The organism is Streptomyces sp. NPDC034049, assembly GCF_055575575.1.
This window is the reverse complement of record NZ_JBVISJ010000009.1, coordinates 153,836-169,402: the sequence shown is the minus strand read 5'-3', so window position 1 is coordinate 169,402 and position 15,567 is coordinate 153,836. Positions and strand designations below refer to the sequence as shown.

At 71.7% G+C, this 15,567-nt stretch carries 14 protein-coding genes; 4 read left to right on the top strand and 10 right to left on the bottom strand.

What is annotated here, in order from left to right; genetic code table 11:
* Positions 1-9: 9 nt before the first annotated feature.
* The 6 genes from ACZ52C_RS25705 to ACZ52C_RS25680 form a co-directional block, all read right to left on the bottom strand.
* Positions 10-1,842: a flavin-containing monooxygenase gene (locus ACZ52C_RS25705; protein ID WP_469076960.1), complete on the bottom strand. Its 1,833-nt coding sequence runs from the start codon at positions 1,840-1,842 to the stop codon at positions 10-12.
* Positions 1,843-1,914: 72 nt separating this feature from the next.
* Positions 1,915-2,754, bottom strand: coding sequence for an SDR family oxidoreductase (locus ACZ52C_RS25700; RefSeq protein ID WP_469076959.1), 840 nt, complete (start codon positions 2,752-2,754; stop codon positions 1,915-1,917).
* Positions 2,723-3,952: an NAD(P)/FAD-dependent oxidoreductase gene (locus ACZ52C_RS25695; RefSeq protein WP_469076958.1), complete on the bottom strand. Its 1,230-nt coding sequence runs from the start codon at positions 3,950-3,952 to the stop codon at positions 2,723-2,725. Before ACZ52C_RS25695 ends, ACZ52C_RS25700 begins: the two co-directional genes overlap by 32 nt.
* Complete coding sequence (locus ACZ52C_RS25690; protein ID WP_469076957.1) at positions 3,949-4,146, bottom strand: ferredoxin; 198 nt, start codon at positions 4,144-4,146, stop codon at positions 3,949-3,951. The genes ACZ52C_RS25695 and ACZ52C_RS25690 overlap by 4 nt, the downstream gene beginning before the upstream one ends.
* A 39-nt stretch (positions 4,147-4,185) precedes the next feature.
* The gene (locus ACZ52C_RS25685; protein WP_469076956.1) at positions 4,186-5,427 is read right to left on the bottom strand and encodes a cytochrome P450; all 1,242 of its coding nucleotides are present in this window, start codon (positions 5,425-5,427) and stop codon (positions 4,186-4,188) included.
* Between the two features lie 391 nt (positions 5,428-5,818).
* Positions 5,819-6,550, bottom strand: coding sequence for a response regulator transcription factor (locus ACZ52C_RS25680; protein ID WP_469076955.1), 732 nt, complete (start codon positions 6,548-6,550; stop codon positions 5,819-5,821).
* A 151-nt stretch (positions 6,551-6,701) separates the two neighbouring features.
* On the opposite strand from ACZ52C_RS25680, the gene ACZ52C_RS25675 reads away from it, so the two are divergent.
* Entirely contained in the window at positions 6,702-7,469 is a 768-nt protein-coding gene (locus ACZ52C_RS25675; protein WP_469076954.1) for an SDR family NAD(P)-dependent oxidoreductase, read from the top strand.
* Positions 7,470-7,697: 228 nt separating this feature from the next.
* Positions 7,698-9,152: a DUF1996 domain-containing protein gene (locus ACZ52C_RS25670; protein ID WP_469076953.1), complete on the top strand. Its 1,455-nt coding sequence runs from the start codon at positions 7,698-7,700 to the stop codon at positions 9,150-9,152.
* 47 nt (positions 9,153-9,199) lie between these two features.
* On the opposite strand, the gene ACZ52C_RS25665 is transcribed toward ACZ52C_RS25670, so the two are convergent.
* The 4 genes from ACZ52C_RS25665 to ACZ52C_RS25650 all read right to left on the bottom strand — a co-directional run bounded on the left by ACZ52C_RS25665 (position 9,200) and on the right by ACZ52C_RS25650 (position 13,313).
* Positions 9,200-9,844, bottom strand: coding sequence for a response regulator (locus ACZ52C_RS25665; protein ID WP_045561560.1), 645 nt, complete (start codon positions 9,842-9,844; stop codon positions 9,200-9,202).
* A 70-nt stretch (positions 9,845-9,914) separates the two neighbouring features.
* Positions 9,915-11,099: a sensor histidine kinase gene (locus ACZ52C_RS25660; protein ID WP_469076952.1), complete on the bottom strand. Its 1,185-nt coding sequence runs from the start codon at positions 11,097-11,099 to the stop codon at positions 9,915-9,917.
* Positions 11,100-11,181: 82 nt separating this feature from the next.
* On the bottom strand, positions 11,182-12,627 hold the full coding sequence (locus tag ACZ52C_RS25655) for a sensor histidine kinase (protein ID WP_469076951.1): 1,446 nt from the start codon (positions 12,625-12,627) through the stop codon (positions 11,182-11,184).
* On the bottom strand, positions 12,624-13,313 hold the full coding sequence (locus ACZ52C_RS25650) for a response regulator transcription factor (protein ID WP_469076950.1): 690 nt from the start codon (positions 13,311-13,313) through the stop codon (positions 12,624-12,626). The genes ACZ52C_RS25655 and ACZ52C_RS25650 overlap by 4 nt, the downstream gene beginning before the upstream one ends.
* A gap of 148 nt (positions 13,314-13,461) precedes the next feature.
* Here ACZ52C_RS25650 and ACZ52C_RS25645 point away from each other — a divergent pair, with 148 nt between their 5' ends.
* Positions 13,462-14,805, top strand: coding sequence for a ferredoxin reductase family protein (locus ACZ52C_RS25645; protein WP_469076949.1), 1,344 nt, complete (start codon positions 13,462-13,464; stop codon positions 14,803-14,805).
* Between the two features lie 27 nt (positions 14,806-14,832).
* On the top strand, positions 14,833-15,567 hold the full coding sequence (locus ACZ52C_RS25640) for an FMN-binding protein (protein ID WP_469076948.1): 735 nt from the start codon (positions 14,833-14,835) through the stop codon (positions 15,565-15,567).

Here is a 15,567-nt window from a genome sequence, read left to right as displayed (position 1 = left end):
CCGCCCGTCTCACTCGGCGCCCACGAGGACGTCGTCGATGCCGCCGTCCGCACGCCATCGCCTCAGCAGTTCGTGGAAGGCGACCGGTCCGTCGCCGTACGACTCGCTGCGCTCCCTCGGCCGGCCCTCGTTGTTGTAGTAGCCGGGGGTGCACTCCGCCTGGAACTGGTACAGGTCGGCGGCCTTCTCGCGGATGGTGGCGACCCAGGCGTCCTGGGCCTCGGCGCTCGGCTCGACGTACCGGGCGCGGCGCCTGCGGGCCTCGGCGACGACCTCGCCCACATGGATCGACTGTTGGTCGAGGATGTGGACGTAGTTGACGGCGCTGGCGTTCTGCAGGGGGCCGAGCTGGAAGAGGTTGGGGAAGCCGTGGCTGTAGAAGCCGTGGAGGGTCTTCGGGCCGGCCGTCATCCAGGTCTCCAGCAGACCGACGCCGTCCCGGCCGTACGCCGGGAGCCGGCCGGAGAGCAGCCCTGAGACGCCGACCTCGAAGCCGGTGGCGAAGATGACGCAGTCCACCTCGTACTCGACCCCGCCGACCACCACGGCCTTCTCGGTGACCCGTTCGACGCCGTGGGTGTCGGCGGTGTCGACGAGCGTGACGTTGGGCCGGTTGAAGGTCTGGAGGTAGTGGTCGCTGAAGGTGGGCCGCTTGCACATGTAGCGGTACCAGGGTTTCAGCTTCTCGGCGGTCTCCGGGTCCTCGACGAGGGTCGCCACGCGGTCGCGCAGCTCGTTCATCTTCTGGAAGTCGGCGATCTCGTAGGCCTGTTCGCGCTCGTCCGCCGGGACGTCCGCGTACGCGTCGGTCGGGATCAGCTTCTCCTGAAGGCGGGCGCTGCTGGTCCAGGCGTCGTTCACCAGGTCCTCCCCGGTCCGGATCCCGGTGACGGTCCTCAGGAAGTTGTCCATGCGCTCGGCCTGCCAGCCGGGGGCGAGGGTCTCGGCCCACGCCGGGTCGGTGGGCCCGTTGTCGCGCACGTCGACCGTCGAGGGGGTGCGCTGGAAGACGTACACATGGGCCGCGTCGGCTCCCAGATGGGGGACGACCTGGATGGCGGTGGCGCCGGTGCCGATCACGGCCACGCGCTTGTCGGCGAGGCCGGTGAGGCCCCCGCTCGCGTCACCGCCGGTGTAGTCGTAGTCCCAGCGGCTGGTGTGGAAGGTGTGGCCCTTGAAGGTCTCGATGCCGGGGATGCCCGGCAGTTTGGGCTGGCTGAGCGTACCGCTGGAGACGACCACGTACCGGGCGCGCATGCGGTCGCCCCGGTCGGTGCTGACGATCCACTCCAACTCGGTGTCGTCCCAGCGCAGTTCGGTGGCGACCGTGCGGAAGGCGGCGTCCCGGTAGAGATCGAAGTGCCGGCCGATCGCCCGGCTGTGCTGCCGGATCTCCTCGCCGGGCGCGTACTTCCACTTCGGGACGTAGCCCAGCTCTTCGAGCAGTGGCAGATAGATGTACGACTCGATGTCGCAGTGGATGCCGGGGTAACGGTTCCAGTACCAGGTGCCGCCGAAGTCGCTCCCCTTCTCGATCACCCGGATCGACTCGACGCCCGCCTGGCGCAGCCGGGCCCCGGCGAGCAGCCCCCCGAAACCGCCGCCCACGACGATCGCCTCGACGCGGTCGGTGAGCGGTGCCCGGGTGAACTCCCCGTCGGCGTACGGGTCGTCGTCGTAGTGCTCGAACTCGCCGGCGATCCGCTGGTACTGCCGCCCGCCGTCCGGGCGGATCCGGCGTTCACGCTCGGCGCGGTACCGGGCGCGGAGGGCGTCCGGGTCGAAGCCCAGCTCCTCGAGGTCGAGGGACGGCGGGCCGGACGGAGTGCGGGGGGTGGACATCGGTGTCCTCTCTTCGGGCCTTGGACCTCTGTGGTCATGGAGTCGTGCGGTGGAGCCCCGGCGCCCGGGGCGTCAGGCCGGTCGGTGGTGTCGCAGCCAGGCGGCCTGGCCGCCGTCGACGAGCAGGTCCGTGCCGGTGATGTAACGCGCCTCGGGGCCGAGGAGGAATGCCACGGCATCGGCGATCTCCGCCGGAGTGCCGGTGCGGCCCGCGCCGCTCGCCTCCAGCATGGCCAGCATGCGCGCGCCGCTCGGGCCGTCGGCCTCGGCCTTCGCCATGGCGGTGGCGACGACCCCCGGGCTGACGCTGTTGATCCGGGCGCCGCGCCGGCTCCAGGCGAGCGCGGCGGCCTGGACGCGCAGCTGGTTGGCCCTCTTGGACACGATGTACGCCCGTGTCGCGCTGTCCCCGACGGCCTTCACGGCACCGATGTCGAGGAGTTCCGCGGCCGGGGCCGTGGCGAGGGCGGTCTCGTCCGCGCGGCCGAGGGAGGCGACGTGGCCGGCCATGCTGGAGACGCACACCATGGCCGTGCCGGGCCCCGCCACGCCCTCGAACGCGTCGATGACGTGGACGGTGCCCAGCAGATCGACCTCCAGGATCGTCTCGGCGGAGCCCTGCGCGGCGGAGACTCCGGCGGTGTGCGCGACGGCGGTCACCCGGCCCGCACCGGCGGCCGCCGCCGCGAGCGCGTCGACGGACCCGCGGTCGGACACATCGGTGAGGACGCCCCGCGCCGTGTATCCCTCGTCGCTCAACGCACCTACCACACGGTCGAGTTGACCGCGTGAGGCGTCGGCGAGCAAGACCGTGCGTCCGCTGCCGATCCGGCGGGCGATCGCCACGCCCATACCGCCGGCGCCGGTGACGACGACCACGTCACGCGACGGGCCGGACCGCTGTTGCGTCATGGTCGACCTCCTTCGATGCCGCCGGGCCCTCCGGCGGGAACGTCTCGCGCCATCCGGCGCCGGAGGCGATGGCCTGCCGCCACCGCCGGATCGCCTTGGGCGGCATGCCGACCGCGAGCGCGCCGGTGACCCGGTCGTCGGTGCGGTAGACGGCGACGAAGCGGCGCTCGGCCGGATCGCCGTCCACGACCGCCACCTCGTCGTGGCCGCGCAGCCAGCCGTAGGCCTGCACCTTCATGTCGTACTGGTCGGACCAGAAGTACGGCACCGGGGCGAAGGCCCGGCGGGCCTCCCGATCGGCGGCGAGCAGGTTGCGGGCGGCCGCCATGCCCTGCTCGGCGGCGTTCGTACGGTGCTCGACGCGCATCGAGGTGCCGAACAGCGGGTTGTACCAGCGGGCCACGTCACCGGCCGCGTACACGTTCTTCGCGGCCTCGCAGTACTCGTCGCACAGCACGCCGTCTCCGAGGCCCAGGCCGCTGTCCGCCAGCCATTCGGTGTTGGGCCGCGAGCCGACGGCGACCAGCACCTCGTCGGCCTCGACCACCTCGCCGTCCGCGAGCCGCACCCCGTCCTCGGTCACCTCCGTGACGGTGACGCCGGTGCGCAGGTCCACCCCGTGGTCGAGATGGGCCCGGGACAGCACCGCGCCGACCCGCTCGCCGACCGCGTGCGCCAGCGGCACCGGCGCCGGTTCCAGCAGGGTGACCTCGGCGCCGAGCCGCCAGGCGACGGCGGCGGCCTCCGCGCCGAGGAACCCGGCACCGACCACCACCAGCCGGGTCCCCGGCGTCAGCCGGTCCCGCAGCGCCAGCGCGTCGTCCAGGGTGCGCAGCACGTGCGCGCCCTCACCGGGCAGCCGACGCGGGCGTACGCCGGTGGCGAGGACCAGTCCGTCGTACGGCACGGTGTCGCCGTCGGCGAGCCGTACCCGGTGCTCCCGCAGGTCGAGGCCGGTCGCGGCGGTCCCGAGACGCAGGTCCAGGTCGAGGCCGGCCAGGTGGTCCGGGGCGCGCAGGGTGAGCCGGTCGGTGTCCCACTCCGCCGAGAGGAGCTGCTTGGACAGCGGGGGCCGGTCGTACGGGGCGTGGGGTTCGTCGCCGACGAGGGTGAGCGTGCCGTCGTAGCCCTCGCGGCGCAGTGTCTCGGCCGCCGCCAGTCCGGCGGCCGAGGCACCCACGACCACGATCCGCCTCACTGGCCCACCAGTCGGATCGCGGCGGCGGGGCAGATCGCGATGGCCTCCTGCACCCCGTCCATCAGGTCGTCGGCGGGGTGCTCCTCCAGCAGGATCGCGACGCCGTCCTCGTCACGCTGGTCGAACACCTCGGGGGAGGCCATCACACACTGGCCGGAGGCCACGCACTTGGGTTCGTCGAGTTCCACACGCATGGGGTGCTCCTTGATTGGCGTGTACTTGTGGGGGGGGTGTCACCAGGTGACCGGCAGGCACTTCACCCCGTAGGTGGTGCCGGTGTGGTTGAAGGCCAGCTGGTCGAGGGGGGCGGCCGGGCGGAGGGTGGGGACGCGGCGGTAGAGCGTGCCGTAGACGACCTGGAGTTCGAGGCGGGCGAGGTTCTGGCCGAGGCACTGGTGGGGGCCGTAGCCGAACGCGTTGTGCCGGCGGGCGGGGCGGCTCAGGTCCAGGCGCTCGGCCTCCGGGAAGGCGCCGGGGTCCCAGTTGGCCGTCTGGAGGTCGAAGACGAGGCCGTCGCCCTTGCGGATGACCTGGCCGCCGATCTCGATGTCGTCCTTGGCGACCCGGCGCAGGCCCGAGTGCACGATGGAGAGGTAGCGCAGCAGCTCGTCGACGGCTCCCGCGACGACCTTCGGGTCCTCGGTGTCGCGCAGCACGGCCAGCTGGTCGGGGTGCTCGAACAGCGCGAGCGTGCCGAGGCTGATCATCGTGGCGGTGGTCTCGTGCCCGGCGATCAGCATGGCGACGCCCATGCTGACGGCCTCCTCGTGGGCCATCTCGCCGCTCTTGACCCGACCGGCCATCTCCGACAGCACGTCGTCGCCCGGCTCGACGAGCTTCTCCCGGAACAGGGCGTCCAGGTATCCGCCCAGGTTGCGGGCGGCGGCGGCCGCCTCCTCCGCCGTCAGGGCGCTGTCGAGGGCCCGGTTGCTGTTCTCCTGGAAGAACGCGTGGTCCTTGTACGGCACGCCGAGCAGGTCGGCGATGACCAACGAGGGCACCGGCAGGGCCAGTGCGGTGAGCAGGTCGGCCGGGTCGGGGCCGGCCAGCATGTCGTCGATCAGGTCGTCGACGATCTTCTGCACCGCCGGGCGCATGGCCTCGATCCGCTTCACCAGGAACGGCGCGTTGACCGAGCGGCGCAGCCGGGTGTGCTCGGGGGCGTCGGTGTTGGTGATCAGTTTCGGGGTGTGCGGGGCGATGGCGGCGCGGTGGGCGTTGACGTGGGGGAAGTCGGGCTCGTGGTCGTCGTTGCTGACGCGCGGGTCGGTGAGCAGGGTGCGCTGGTCGGCGTGCCGGGTGATCAGCCAGGGGGTGGTGCCGTTCCAGATCCGCACCTTGGTGACGGGCCGGTCGCCGCGGAGTTCAGCGGCGGCCGGGGGCGGGGCGAGCGGGCAGCCCGTCGCCCTCGGCATGGGGTACTCGGGGATCGGGCCGCCGGTGTCGGAATCGGCGTCGGTGAGGGTGTCGGCCATGGTCTCTCCTCGGTCGTGGGGGCTCCTGCGGGGTGGGGAGCGCCGGGGGATGCGTCGAGGCCTCGATGAACACATGCAAACAGAGCGGTCTGACGGCTCCCGGTCAGTCACCTGACAGAAAGCTGACGTGACTTGGATCACATAGGGGGTGGGGATGATGGTGGTGGGCGCGCCGACGGGGCGGGTTTCGGCCAACCAATGGGCCTTCACCAGTGACCAGTTGACGAACTCAGGCGCCTCCGGGGCGGAGCCCCTTCGGGCACACGGAAGGGCGGCACCAGAGGGGTCCGGTGCCGCCCTGTCGCGGGTGGGGCGGGTGTCAGCCGCCTCCGCGTGGCCGGGATGATTTGCTTCCCTGCGTGTGCGGCGGGGCCGTGTGCGGGTGGCGCGTTCAGCGGTCCCCGGTGGGGGTGCCGAGCCAGTAGCCGAAGCCACGGCGGGTGTGGATGAGCGGCGGGGCCTCGCGGTCGACCTTGCGGCGGAGCCGGGAGACCAGTTGCTCGATGGCGTTGTCGCCGTGGAAGTCGCCCCAGACGTAGCGGCCGATCTGCTCCTTCGACAGCACCTTGTGCGCGTTGACGAGGAGGTAGCGCAGGAGGCGGTACTCCGCCGGGGTGAGGTGCAGCGCCCGGCCCGCGCGCCGGGCCTGGCAGGCGGGGTCGTCCAGGACCAGGTCGCGGTAGGACAGCTCACTGTCCCGGCGGACGGGTTTTCGGCCACGGAGCAGGACCTGGGCGCGGGCCAGGACCTCGGCGATGCGGAAGGGTTTGGTGACGTAGTCCTGTTCACCGAGGCCGACCTCCGGGAGGAGGCTGCCGAGGGAGTCGTACCGGGTCAGGAACAGGACGGGTGGGCGGTGGGCCAGGGGGCGGCGCTCCCGGCCCAGGCCCTCCAGGTCCGGCAGCGCGAGGTCCAGTACGACCAGGTCGAAGCGTTGCTCGGTGAGCCGGGCCACGGCTGCCGCGCCCGACTCGGCCGTGTGGATCCGGTATCCCGCCAACTCCAGTGTGGTGGAGAGGAGTTCGGCCACGTCCTGGTCGTCGGCGACGACGAGGACGTGCTGGCCCGCGCCCCTGGGGAGCGACGGTTTCTCACTGGCACCGCCGTGCGTGGTCAAGGCCATTCGCGTCCGTCTCTTTCCTCACGGGGCGGGTCGGGCGTCGGTCGACATGGACGACACCCTACCCCTCTCGTTGCTTGACTCAAGTAAGTCTCCTGTGCTTGCCTCACTCAAGCAAGCAGACGTCAGCAGCAACCACGGAAGAGGACCTCACATGAGCAGCAACGGCCTCGACGGCCGCGGTGTCGTCGTCACGGGAGCCGGGTCCGGCATCGGCCGGGCCGCGGCCCTGAAGTTCGCCGCGGCGGGAGCGAAGGTGCTGGTGGCCGACATCTCCGGGAAGACCGCCGAGGAGACCGTGGAGGCGATCACGGCGGCCGGCGGCACCGCGGTCGCGGTCGTGGGCGACCTCAGTGACCAGGCGGTCGTGGACGAGGTCGTCGCACGTGCCGTGGAGACCTTCGGCGGGCTGGACGTCCTGGTGAACAACGCCGGGATCATGGACCGGATGTCCGCCCTCGCCGATGTCGACGACAGCGAGTGGGAGCGGGTCATCCGGGTCAACCTGACCGCGCCGTTCCTGCTCACCCGGGCGGCCCTGCCGCACATGCTGAAGGCGGAGCGCGGCTCGATCGTCTTCACCGCCTCCGAGGCGGGCCTGCGCGGCAGCGCGGCCGGCGCCGCCTACACCGCGTCGAAGCACGGCGTGGTCGGCCTGGTGAAGAGCCTGTCGGTGATGTACCGCAAGCAGGGCATCCGGGCCAACGCGATAGCCCCCGGCCCCACGATGACCAACATCCAGGTCGACGCCGACCAGCAGGCGCACGGTCCGGCCGTCATCGGCGGACTGATCGGCGCCACCATCGGCCGGCTCGGCACGGCCGAGGAGCAGGCCGACGCGATCGTCTTCCTCGCCTCCGACGCGGCCGCCTTCGTCAACGGCGTGGTGCTGCCGGTCGACGACGCCTGGGCCGCCGTCTGACGTGGGCGCACCCGCCTTCGTTCTCGTAGCAAGCTCGCAGACGTCGCTGTCTCCGCACCGGCGGACGGCCAACGCGGCCCGGATTGGAGCCACATGGGCGGTTCGCACATGGAGGATGCTACGAATCTGAGGATTCTCTGAGCATTCGGTGTGCCTCTTACGTAGACGAGGACGCGCAAGACCCGTGCCGGATGACCCGCCGGCGCCGGAGTGTCCTTGAGAGGCCTGATGAGACGCAACACGCGAAAGAGATCGAACACCGCCCGCCGAGCGGTGGGTGCGGCAGCCGCGGTGGCCATCGGTGCCGGCGGCCTGGTGGCGGTCAACATCTACGCCTCGGCAGGCGAGACCGGCGCCAAGGCCCCCGCCCAGAACCAGGTGCTCGCGGCCGGGACGTCCACCATCGAGTGCCCCGACGTGGGCCAGAAGCTGACGTCGGTACCGGCCCAGGCGAAGGCTCAGGTCGACAGGGAACTGGCCCTGCTCGACAAGCAGATCTCCGAGGCGTACCAGCGCCTCTCCACCTCGCAGAGGGCGATCCAGCAGGACCCGGGCTTCGCGCAGAACGCGATCGTGGGTCCGCTGAAGGACAAGCGGAAGGCGACGATCGACCGGATCGCCACCGCCATCGGCCGGGTGGCCGCCAAGCCGCAGGGCCTGGACGCGCTGGCGGCCTGCACGCTGCGCGCCACCGGCAACCAGCCCGCCCCCGCGCAGGGCGGTGGCGCCAACCAGGGCGGCAACAACACCAATGCCGGAGTGGCCGGCAACGGTCCCGTGGCCGCCGACTTCGTGGACATCACCAAGGTGCAGCCCAACGTGCGCACGCCCGCCAGGTCGGCGCAGGCCTCGAAGGGCAACTTCGTCACCAAGTGCGGGGTGAACGCCAACAAGCTGTACAACAGCGACAACGTCATCGTCGCGCCCGGTGTCACCAACGGCGCCCACCACATGCACGACTACGTCGGCAACCAGGACAACGACGCCTTCTCCAGCGACCAGGACCTCGCCAAGGCGGGGACCAGCTGCCGGAACAAGGGTGACAGGTCGTCGTACTTCTGGCCGGTGCTGCGACTCCAGGACGGCACCAAGGAGTTCGACGCCGCCCAGCAGGGCGGCGGCGCCGAGGGCAACTCGGGCCGGATCCTGACGGCGAAGCAGGCCACCTTGAACTTCGTGGGCAGCCCCCGCGGCAAGGTGGTGGCGATGCCCAGGCTGCTGCGCATCATCACCGGTGACGCCAAGGCGTTCGTCAACGGCCCCGGCAACGCCAACGCCTCCTGGAGCTGCACCGGCTTCGAGAACAAGGTGCAGCTGAAGGACAAGTACCCGCTCTGCCCCGCGGGCAGCGACGTGGTGCGCACCTTCAAGTTCCAGAGCTGCTGGGACGGCAAGAACATCGACAGCGCCAACCACCGCACGCACGTGGCCTTCGCCGACGCGAGCGGCAACTGCCCGGCCGGCTTCAAGGCCATCCCGCAGCTGGTGCAGCGTCTGGTGTACGACGTGGACGCGCCGAGCGTGAAGGACAACGGCAAGAGCCGTCCGTTCTACTCGCTGGACAGCTTCCCCGAGCAGCAGCACAAGCCGGTCACCGACCACGGTGACTTCATCAACGTCTTCGACCAGAAGCTGATGAACAAGGCGGTCCAGTGCATCAACACCGGACGCAAGTGCAGCTGAGTTGAGACCCTGGGTGGGTGGGTGCCGTCGTGACGGCGCCCACCCACCTATGTGTTGTTCAGATACGCCAGCACGGCCAGCACCCTGCGGTGTCCGCTGTCGCCGGTCGGCAGGCCGAGCTTCGCGAAGACGTTGCCGATGTGCTTGCTGACGGCTCGTTCGGTGACCACCAGGGTGCGGGCGATGCCGGCGTTGTCGTGGCCCTCGGCCATCAGCTTCAGCACCTCGCGCTCGCGCGGGGTGAGCGAGTCGAGCGGTGAGTCCTTGCGGCGGGTGAGCAGTTCGGCGACGACCTCCGGGTCGAGCGCGGTACCGCCGGCCGCGACCCGGTCGAGGGCGTCGAGGAACTCGTCCACCCGGCCGACCCGGTCCTTGAGCAGATAGCCGACCCCGCCCGCTCCGCCGCCGAGCAGTTCGGCGGCGTACGACTCCTCCACGTACTGCGAGAGGACCAGCACCGGAAGGCCGGGGAGCCGCCGGCGGGCCTCCAGCGCCGCGCGCAGGCCCTCGTCGCGGAATCCGGGCGGCATCCGGACGTCCAGGACGGCGATGTCCGGGCGGTGTTCCAGCAGGGCGGGGAGGACCTCGGGGCCGCTGCCCGCGACCGCGACGACCTCGTGTCCGGCCGAGGTCAGCAGCAGTACGAGACCCTCTCTGAGCAGGGCGTTGTCCTCGGCGATCACCACACGCACGGCCGTACCACCTCATTCGTCGACCGCCGTGTGCGCGAGGTGCCCCGATCGGTCGTCGGTTCCCTTGCGCTCACCATACGCAGGGCAGCTCCACCGTGATCACGGTGGGCCCGCCGGCCGGGCTGGTCACGGTCATGGTCCCGTCGAGCGCGGCGACCCGCCGCCGCATCCCGAGGAGGCCGGATCCGCCCGTCGTGGCGGGCGCGGTGGCCGGGCCGGAGGCCTCGGCGCCGCCGCGGCCGTCGTCCCGCACCCGGATGTCCACGCCCCGGGCCGTGCGGGTGAGGCGAACCTCGGCGTGGTCGCAGCCGCTGTGCTTGGCGGCGTTGGTGAGGGCTTCGGCGACGACGAAGTACGCGGCGGCCTCCACCGCGGCGGGCGGGCGCGGGCCGTCGGTGTCCTCCAACCCGCTCACCTCGACGGCCACGTCGATCCCGCCGGCGGCGGCGAGGGCCCGTACGGCGCCGGCCAGGCCGCGGTCGGTGAGGATCGGGGGGTGGATGCCGCGGACGACGTGGCGGAGTTCGGTCAGTGCGGCCTCGGCCTGTTCCTGGGCGTCGAGCAGCAGCCTGCGAGCGGCATCCGGGTCGCGGTCGTACGCGCGGCGGGCGAGGCCGAGCCGCAGGGAGAGCGAGACGAGGCGGGCCTGGGCACCGTCGTGCAGGTCGCGTTCGATACGGCGGAGTTCGGCGCCGTGGGCGGCGATCGCGTCGGCGCGGGTCGCCGTCAGTTCCTCCACCCGCTCGGCGAGGCGGGCCTTGGGGGACGGCCTGAGCAGGGCCTCGGACCAGCTGGCGTCGAGGTCGGCGAGGCGGCTGATCAGCGGCAGGACCAGAGCGTCGCGGCGCAGCGGGCCGCACCGCACGCCGTCGACGACCAGGCCCAGCGGCCACAGCGGCACCGCGAGGAGGAAGAGGGCGCCGTAGACGTAGTACGCGAGCATCCAGCGGGCGTCGGTGCGGGTGCCGGGGTCGCGGACGGCGATCCGCAGGCGTTCGCGGAGGGTGCCCTCGATCGGCTGGTAGGCCTCGGGGACGGCCCGCCCGGTCCAGGCGGCCACGTGCCGGCGCTTCGCGCCGGCGATGCGGCGGATCAGGATCACGGTCTCGGGCAGCATCCAGGCGCCCACCACGGCGAGGGTGGCGACGGCGGTGATCAGCAGCACCGTGACGAAGAGATACATGCCGAACGCCATGGCGCCGGCCACCCCCAACCGCGACGTCGCCCGCCCGGCCCGCCGCACCGCTGTGCCCATGCGGGCCAGGTTAGGCGACGGGGTGAGGCGGGGTGGGCGGGCGGGCCGGGCGGTGGGCCCCGTGGTGACGTGCGCGCCGGCCCTACGACCGCACCCCGCCCAACGGCAGTCGGACCGTGAAGGTCGTCGTGCCCGGTTCGCTGGTCAGGGTGATCGTGCCGGCGTGGGCGCGGACCAGGGAGTGGGCCACGGCCAGGCCCAGGCCGCTGCCGCCGCGGTCGCGGCTGCGGGCCTTGTCGACGCGGTAGAAGCGGTCGAAGACGCGCTCCTGGTCGTCGGCCGGGATACCGGGCCCCGAGTCGGTGATCCGCACCTCCGCCGTGCCGGACACCACGACGACCTCCACGGAGACCTTCGTACCGGGCGGCGTGTGCACCGCGGCGTTGGTGAGGAGGTTGTCGAGAACCTGCCGGATGCGCAGCGGGTCGAGGCGCAGCCGCACGGGGTCGGAGCCGGTCGCCACGGCCAGCGGACGGTCGGGGTGCCCGGCCCGGAAGCCGTCCGCCGCCTGGCGCGCCAGCTCCACCAGGTCGGCCTCCTCCAGCCGCAGCGGTGCCTCCACATCGGCGGCGTCGAGGCGGGCCAGCATCAGCAGGTCGTCCAGGAGGACACCCATCCGGGCCGCCTCGGCACGCAGCCGGGCCAGGTGCTTGTCGCGCTCCTCGGGGCTGTGCGCGGCGGCGTACTGGAAGAGGTCGGCGTAGCCGCGTACCGACATCAGCGGGGTGCGCAGCTCGTGGGAGGCGTCGGCGACGAAGCGGCGCAGGCGCTGTTCCGCCTCGGTGCGGACGGCGAGCGCGTCGTCGATGTGCTCCAGCATGGTGTTGAAGGCGGTGCGCAGTTCCTCGACCTCGGGCCCGCCGTCGCGGTTGTCGTGGCGCACCGGCAGCCGCGCCGAGTCCGTCAGGTCGTGCGAGGTGATGCCGCGGGCGGTGTGCGCCATGTCGCTCAGCGGTTTCAGGCCCCGCCGCAGCATGGCCCGGCCGAAGACGACGAGCGCCATCAGGGCGAGGGCGAAGGTGACGACCTGGACCGTGATCAGCCGGCCCACGGTGTCCTCGATGTCGTCCATGGGGGCGGCGCTGACCAGGACCACCCCGGGCTCCACCTCGCAGGCCCGCAGCCGGTACTGCCCGTGGCCCTTGAGCTGCTCGGTGCGGGTGACGTCCTTGCCCTCGGTGGTCAGCGCCTTGGCCACGAGGGTGAAGTCGTCGATGTCCTCGGGCAGGTCGCCGGGGTCCTCGGGCTTCTGGAGCACCGGAGTGCCGCCCGAGGTGTCGTAGACGGCGTAGTACCAGCGGTAGTACTTCTTGCCCTGGAGGGTGCCGTAGTCCGCGATGCTCTTGGACTGGGCGATCTGGGCGATCTTGAGCTGTTCGTTGAGCTGCGCGGACAGGTAGTCGCGCATGTACATGGTCAGCGCGTTGCCGACGACGGCGAACACGACGAGCGCCAGGGCTCCGAGGCCGAGGGCCAGCCGGGTGCCGAGGCGCATACCGCGATAGCTCTGCTGGAGGCGGGAGATCACTCGGTGGCCTGCCGCAGCACGTAGCCGAATCCCCGGACGGTGTGGATGAGGGGTTCACCGGTGTCGTCGAGCTTGCGGCGCAGCCGGCTGACGACCAGTTCGACGACGTTGGAGCGGCCGCCGAAGCCGTACTCCCAGACGTGGTCGAGGATCTGCGCCTTGGTGAGGACGGTCGGGGACTTGCGCATGAGGTAGCGCAGGACCTCGTACTCGGTGGGCGTGAGGGTGAGCAGCTTGTCGCCGCGGCGGACCTCGCGGGTGTCCTCGTCCATCGTCAGGTCGGCGACCTGGAGCACCGAGCGCTGGAAGGCCGGCCCGGCGCTGCGGCGCAGCACGGTGCGCAGGCGGGCCATCAGCTCCTCCACGGCGAAGGGTTTGACCAGGTAGTCGTCGCCGCCCCGGGTGAGGCCGGCGACCCGGTCGGCGACGCCGTCGCGGGCGGTCAGGAACACCACGGGCACCATCGTGCCGGACCGGCGGAGCCGGTCGAGCACGCCGAAGCCGTCCACGTCGGGCAGCATCAGGTCCAGGACCACGATGTCGGGGCGGAACTCGGCCGCCTGCCGCAGCGCCTCCTCACCGGAGTGCGCCGTGACGGCGTCCCAGCCCTCGTAGCGGGCGACGGTCGCCACCAGGTCCGCGATCGGCGGGTCGTCGTCCACCACGAGCAGTCGTACTTTTTCCACGTGCTCATACTGCGCCACCGATCGCCGTGCGCCATAGCCGCTCACGGCCCGGCGGCCCGATCGATAAATACTTGAAAGTTGTCCGACAGCAAAACGACAGCAGTCACCGGAGAAGCTCGTATCCCCCACTCGATCAAGGAGCTCTCCCGTGACCACTGTCCAACAACCCCCCGCGGCGGCCAGCCGCTCGGGAGCGCGTCCCAAAGTGGTCGCCCGCGCCGGTCTGTACGCGGTGCTGCTGGCGAACGTCGCCGCGGTGACCTTCTTCTTCGTGCAGGCGGGCTTCGCCTCGAACGCCCTGATCGTGCTGGGCCGTCTGACCGGTCTGTACGGCGCGCTGCTGATGGCGTTCCAGCTGGTGCTGGTGGCGCGGCTGCCGTGGTTCGACCGGCGCATCGGCATGGACCGGCTGACCTCGTGGCACCGCTGGACCGGTTTCTCGGTGCTGTGGCTGCTGGTCGCGCACGGGGTGTTCATCACCTTCGGCTACGCCCAGTCCTCGGACCTGGACCCGGTCAGCCAGCTCGTCGACCTCGCCGAGACCGTCGAGGGCGTGCTGCGCTCGATCGTCGCGCTCGGCATCATCGCGGTGATCGGCGTGGTCTCGGCCCGCTTCGCCCGCCGCCGGCTGGCCTACGAGACCTGGCACTTCATCCATCTGTACACGTACGTCGCGGTGGTGCTGGCCTTCACCCACCAGGTCGCGGCGGGGACGTCGTTCGCCTCGTCGGAGACCGCGACGGCCTACTGGTACGTGCTGTGGGGCGTGGCCCTGGCCGCCGTGTTCATGGGCCGGCTGGTGCTGCCGCTGTGGCGCAACTGGCGTCACCAGCTCCGCGTCACCGCGGTCGTCCCCGAGGCCGACAACGTCGTCTCGATCTACATGACAGGCCGTGACCTGGACCGGATGCCCGCGCGGGCCGGCCAGTTCTTCCTGTGGCGGTTCCTGACCCGGGACCGCTGGTGGCAGGCCAACCCGTTCTCGCTGTCGGCCGCGCCCGACGGCAGCCAGCTGCGGCTGACCGCGAAGGCGGCCGGCGAGGGCTCGGCCGCGCTGCGGCACGTCAAGGTCGGCACCCGGGTGTTCGCCGAGGGCCCGTACGGCGCCTTCACCGCGATGCACCGCACCCGGCCCGAGTCCGTGCTCATCGCCGGCGGCGTCGGTGTCACCCCGATCCGGGCCCTGCTGGAGGAGATCGAGGGCCACGCCGTGGTCATCTACCGGGTCGCCACGCAGCGGGACGCGGTCCTCTACGACGAGCTCCAGCGGCTCGCCTTCGACAAGGGCGCCGAGCTGCACCTGGTCTCCGGCCCCGTCAGCCCCGACCTGCTGGCGCCGCGCGAACTGCTGCGGATGGTGCCGGACATCGCCGACCGGGACGTGTTTTTGTGCGGCCCGCCGCCGATGATGAACGCGGTCCTGGGCAGCCTGCGCGAGCTGGACGTGCCCAAGCCGCAGATCCACTTCGAACGCTTCAGCCTGGCCGGCTGAGGGACACCGGGACACGAGGACAGCACTGTGAAACGAGCCATACCCGCCCTGGTCCTGAGCGCCGCCGCGCTGGTGCCCGTCTGGCGTTACGCCCCCTCGACCGACACGACGTCCACGACGACGACCGCCGAGCCCGCGCCGTCGGCCTCCGCGTCCACGTCGTCGGGCGCGACCGTGGTCACGGGCCCGACGATCGACACCGAGAAGGGGCCCGTCCAGGTCCGGGCGACCTTCCAGGGCGAGAAGATCACCGCCGTCACGTTCCTCCAGCAGCCGGACCACCCGCAGACCGAGGCGGCGGTGCCGGTACTGATCGAGGAGACCCTGACGGCACAGAGCGCCGACATCGACACGGTCTCCGGCGCCACGATCACCAGCGACGCCTACCGGGAGTCCCTCCAGGCCGCGATCGACGAGAACGGGAAGTCGGCGTCCTCGGCGGACTCCTCCTCCTCGTCGTCGGGCTCGGGTTCGGGGGACTCGGAGGCGGCGCGGGAGAGCGCGAGCCAGACCGTCGCGGGGACCACGGTCGGCACCTCCAAGGGCGACGTCCAGGTCCAGGTGACCTTCGAGGGCGACGAGATCACGGCCGTGCGGATGCTGAAGCAGCCGAACCACCCGCAGACCGAGGCCGCCGTCCCGGTGCTGATCAAGGAGACCCTGACGGCGCAGAGCACCGACATCGACACCGTCTCCGGCGCCACCATCACCAGCGACGGCTACCGGGAGTCCCTCCAGGCCGCGATCGACGCGAAGGTCTGA

What these genes read in the sequence shown, in the direction of transcription:
- ACZ52C_RS25705 (WP_469076960.1), bottom strand. Translation starts at nt 1,842, where the DNA reads ATGTCCACCCCCCGCACTCCGTCCGGCCCGCCGTCCCTCGACCTCGAG.
- ACZ52C_RS25700 (WP_469076959.1), bottom strand. Translation starts at nt 2,754, where the DNA reads ATGACGCAACAGCGGTCCGGCCCGTCGCGTGACGTGGTCGTCGTCACC.
- ACZ52C_RS25690 (WP_469076957.1), bottom strand. Translation starts at nt 4,146, where the DNA reads ATGCGTGTGGAACTCGACGAACCCAAGTGCGTGGCCTCCGGCCAGTGT.
- ACZ52C_RS25685 (WP_469076956.1), bottom strand. Translation starts at nt 5,427, where the DNA reads ATGGCCGACACCCTCACCGACGCCGATTCCGACACCGGCGGCCCGATC.
- ACZ52C_RS25680 (WP_469076955.1), bottom strand. Translation starts at nt 6,550, where the DNA reads ATGGCCTTGACCACGCACGGCGGTGCCAGTGAGAAACCGTCGCTCCCC.
- ACZ52C_RS25675 (WP_469076954.1), top strand. Translation starts at nt 6,702, where the DNA reads ATGAGCAGCAACGGCCTCGACGGCCGCGGTGTCGTCGTCACGGGAGCC.
- ACZ52C_RS25670 (WP_469076953.1), top strand. Translation starts at nt 7,698, where the DNA reads ATGAGACGCAACACGCGAAAGAGATCGAACACCGCCCGCCGAGCGGTG.
- ACZ52C_RS25660 (WP_469076952.1), bottom strand. Translation starts at nt 11,099, where the DNA reads ATGGGCACAGCGGTGCGGCGGGCCGGGCGGGCGACGTCGCGGTTGGGG.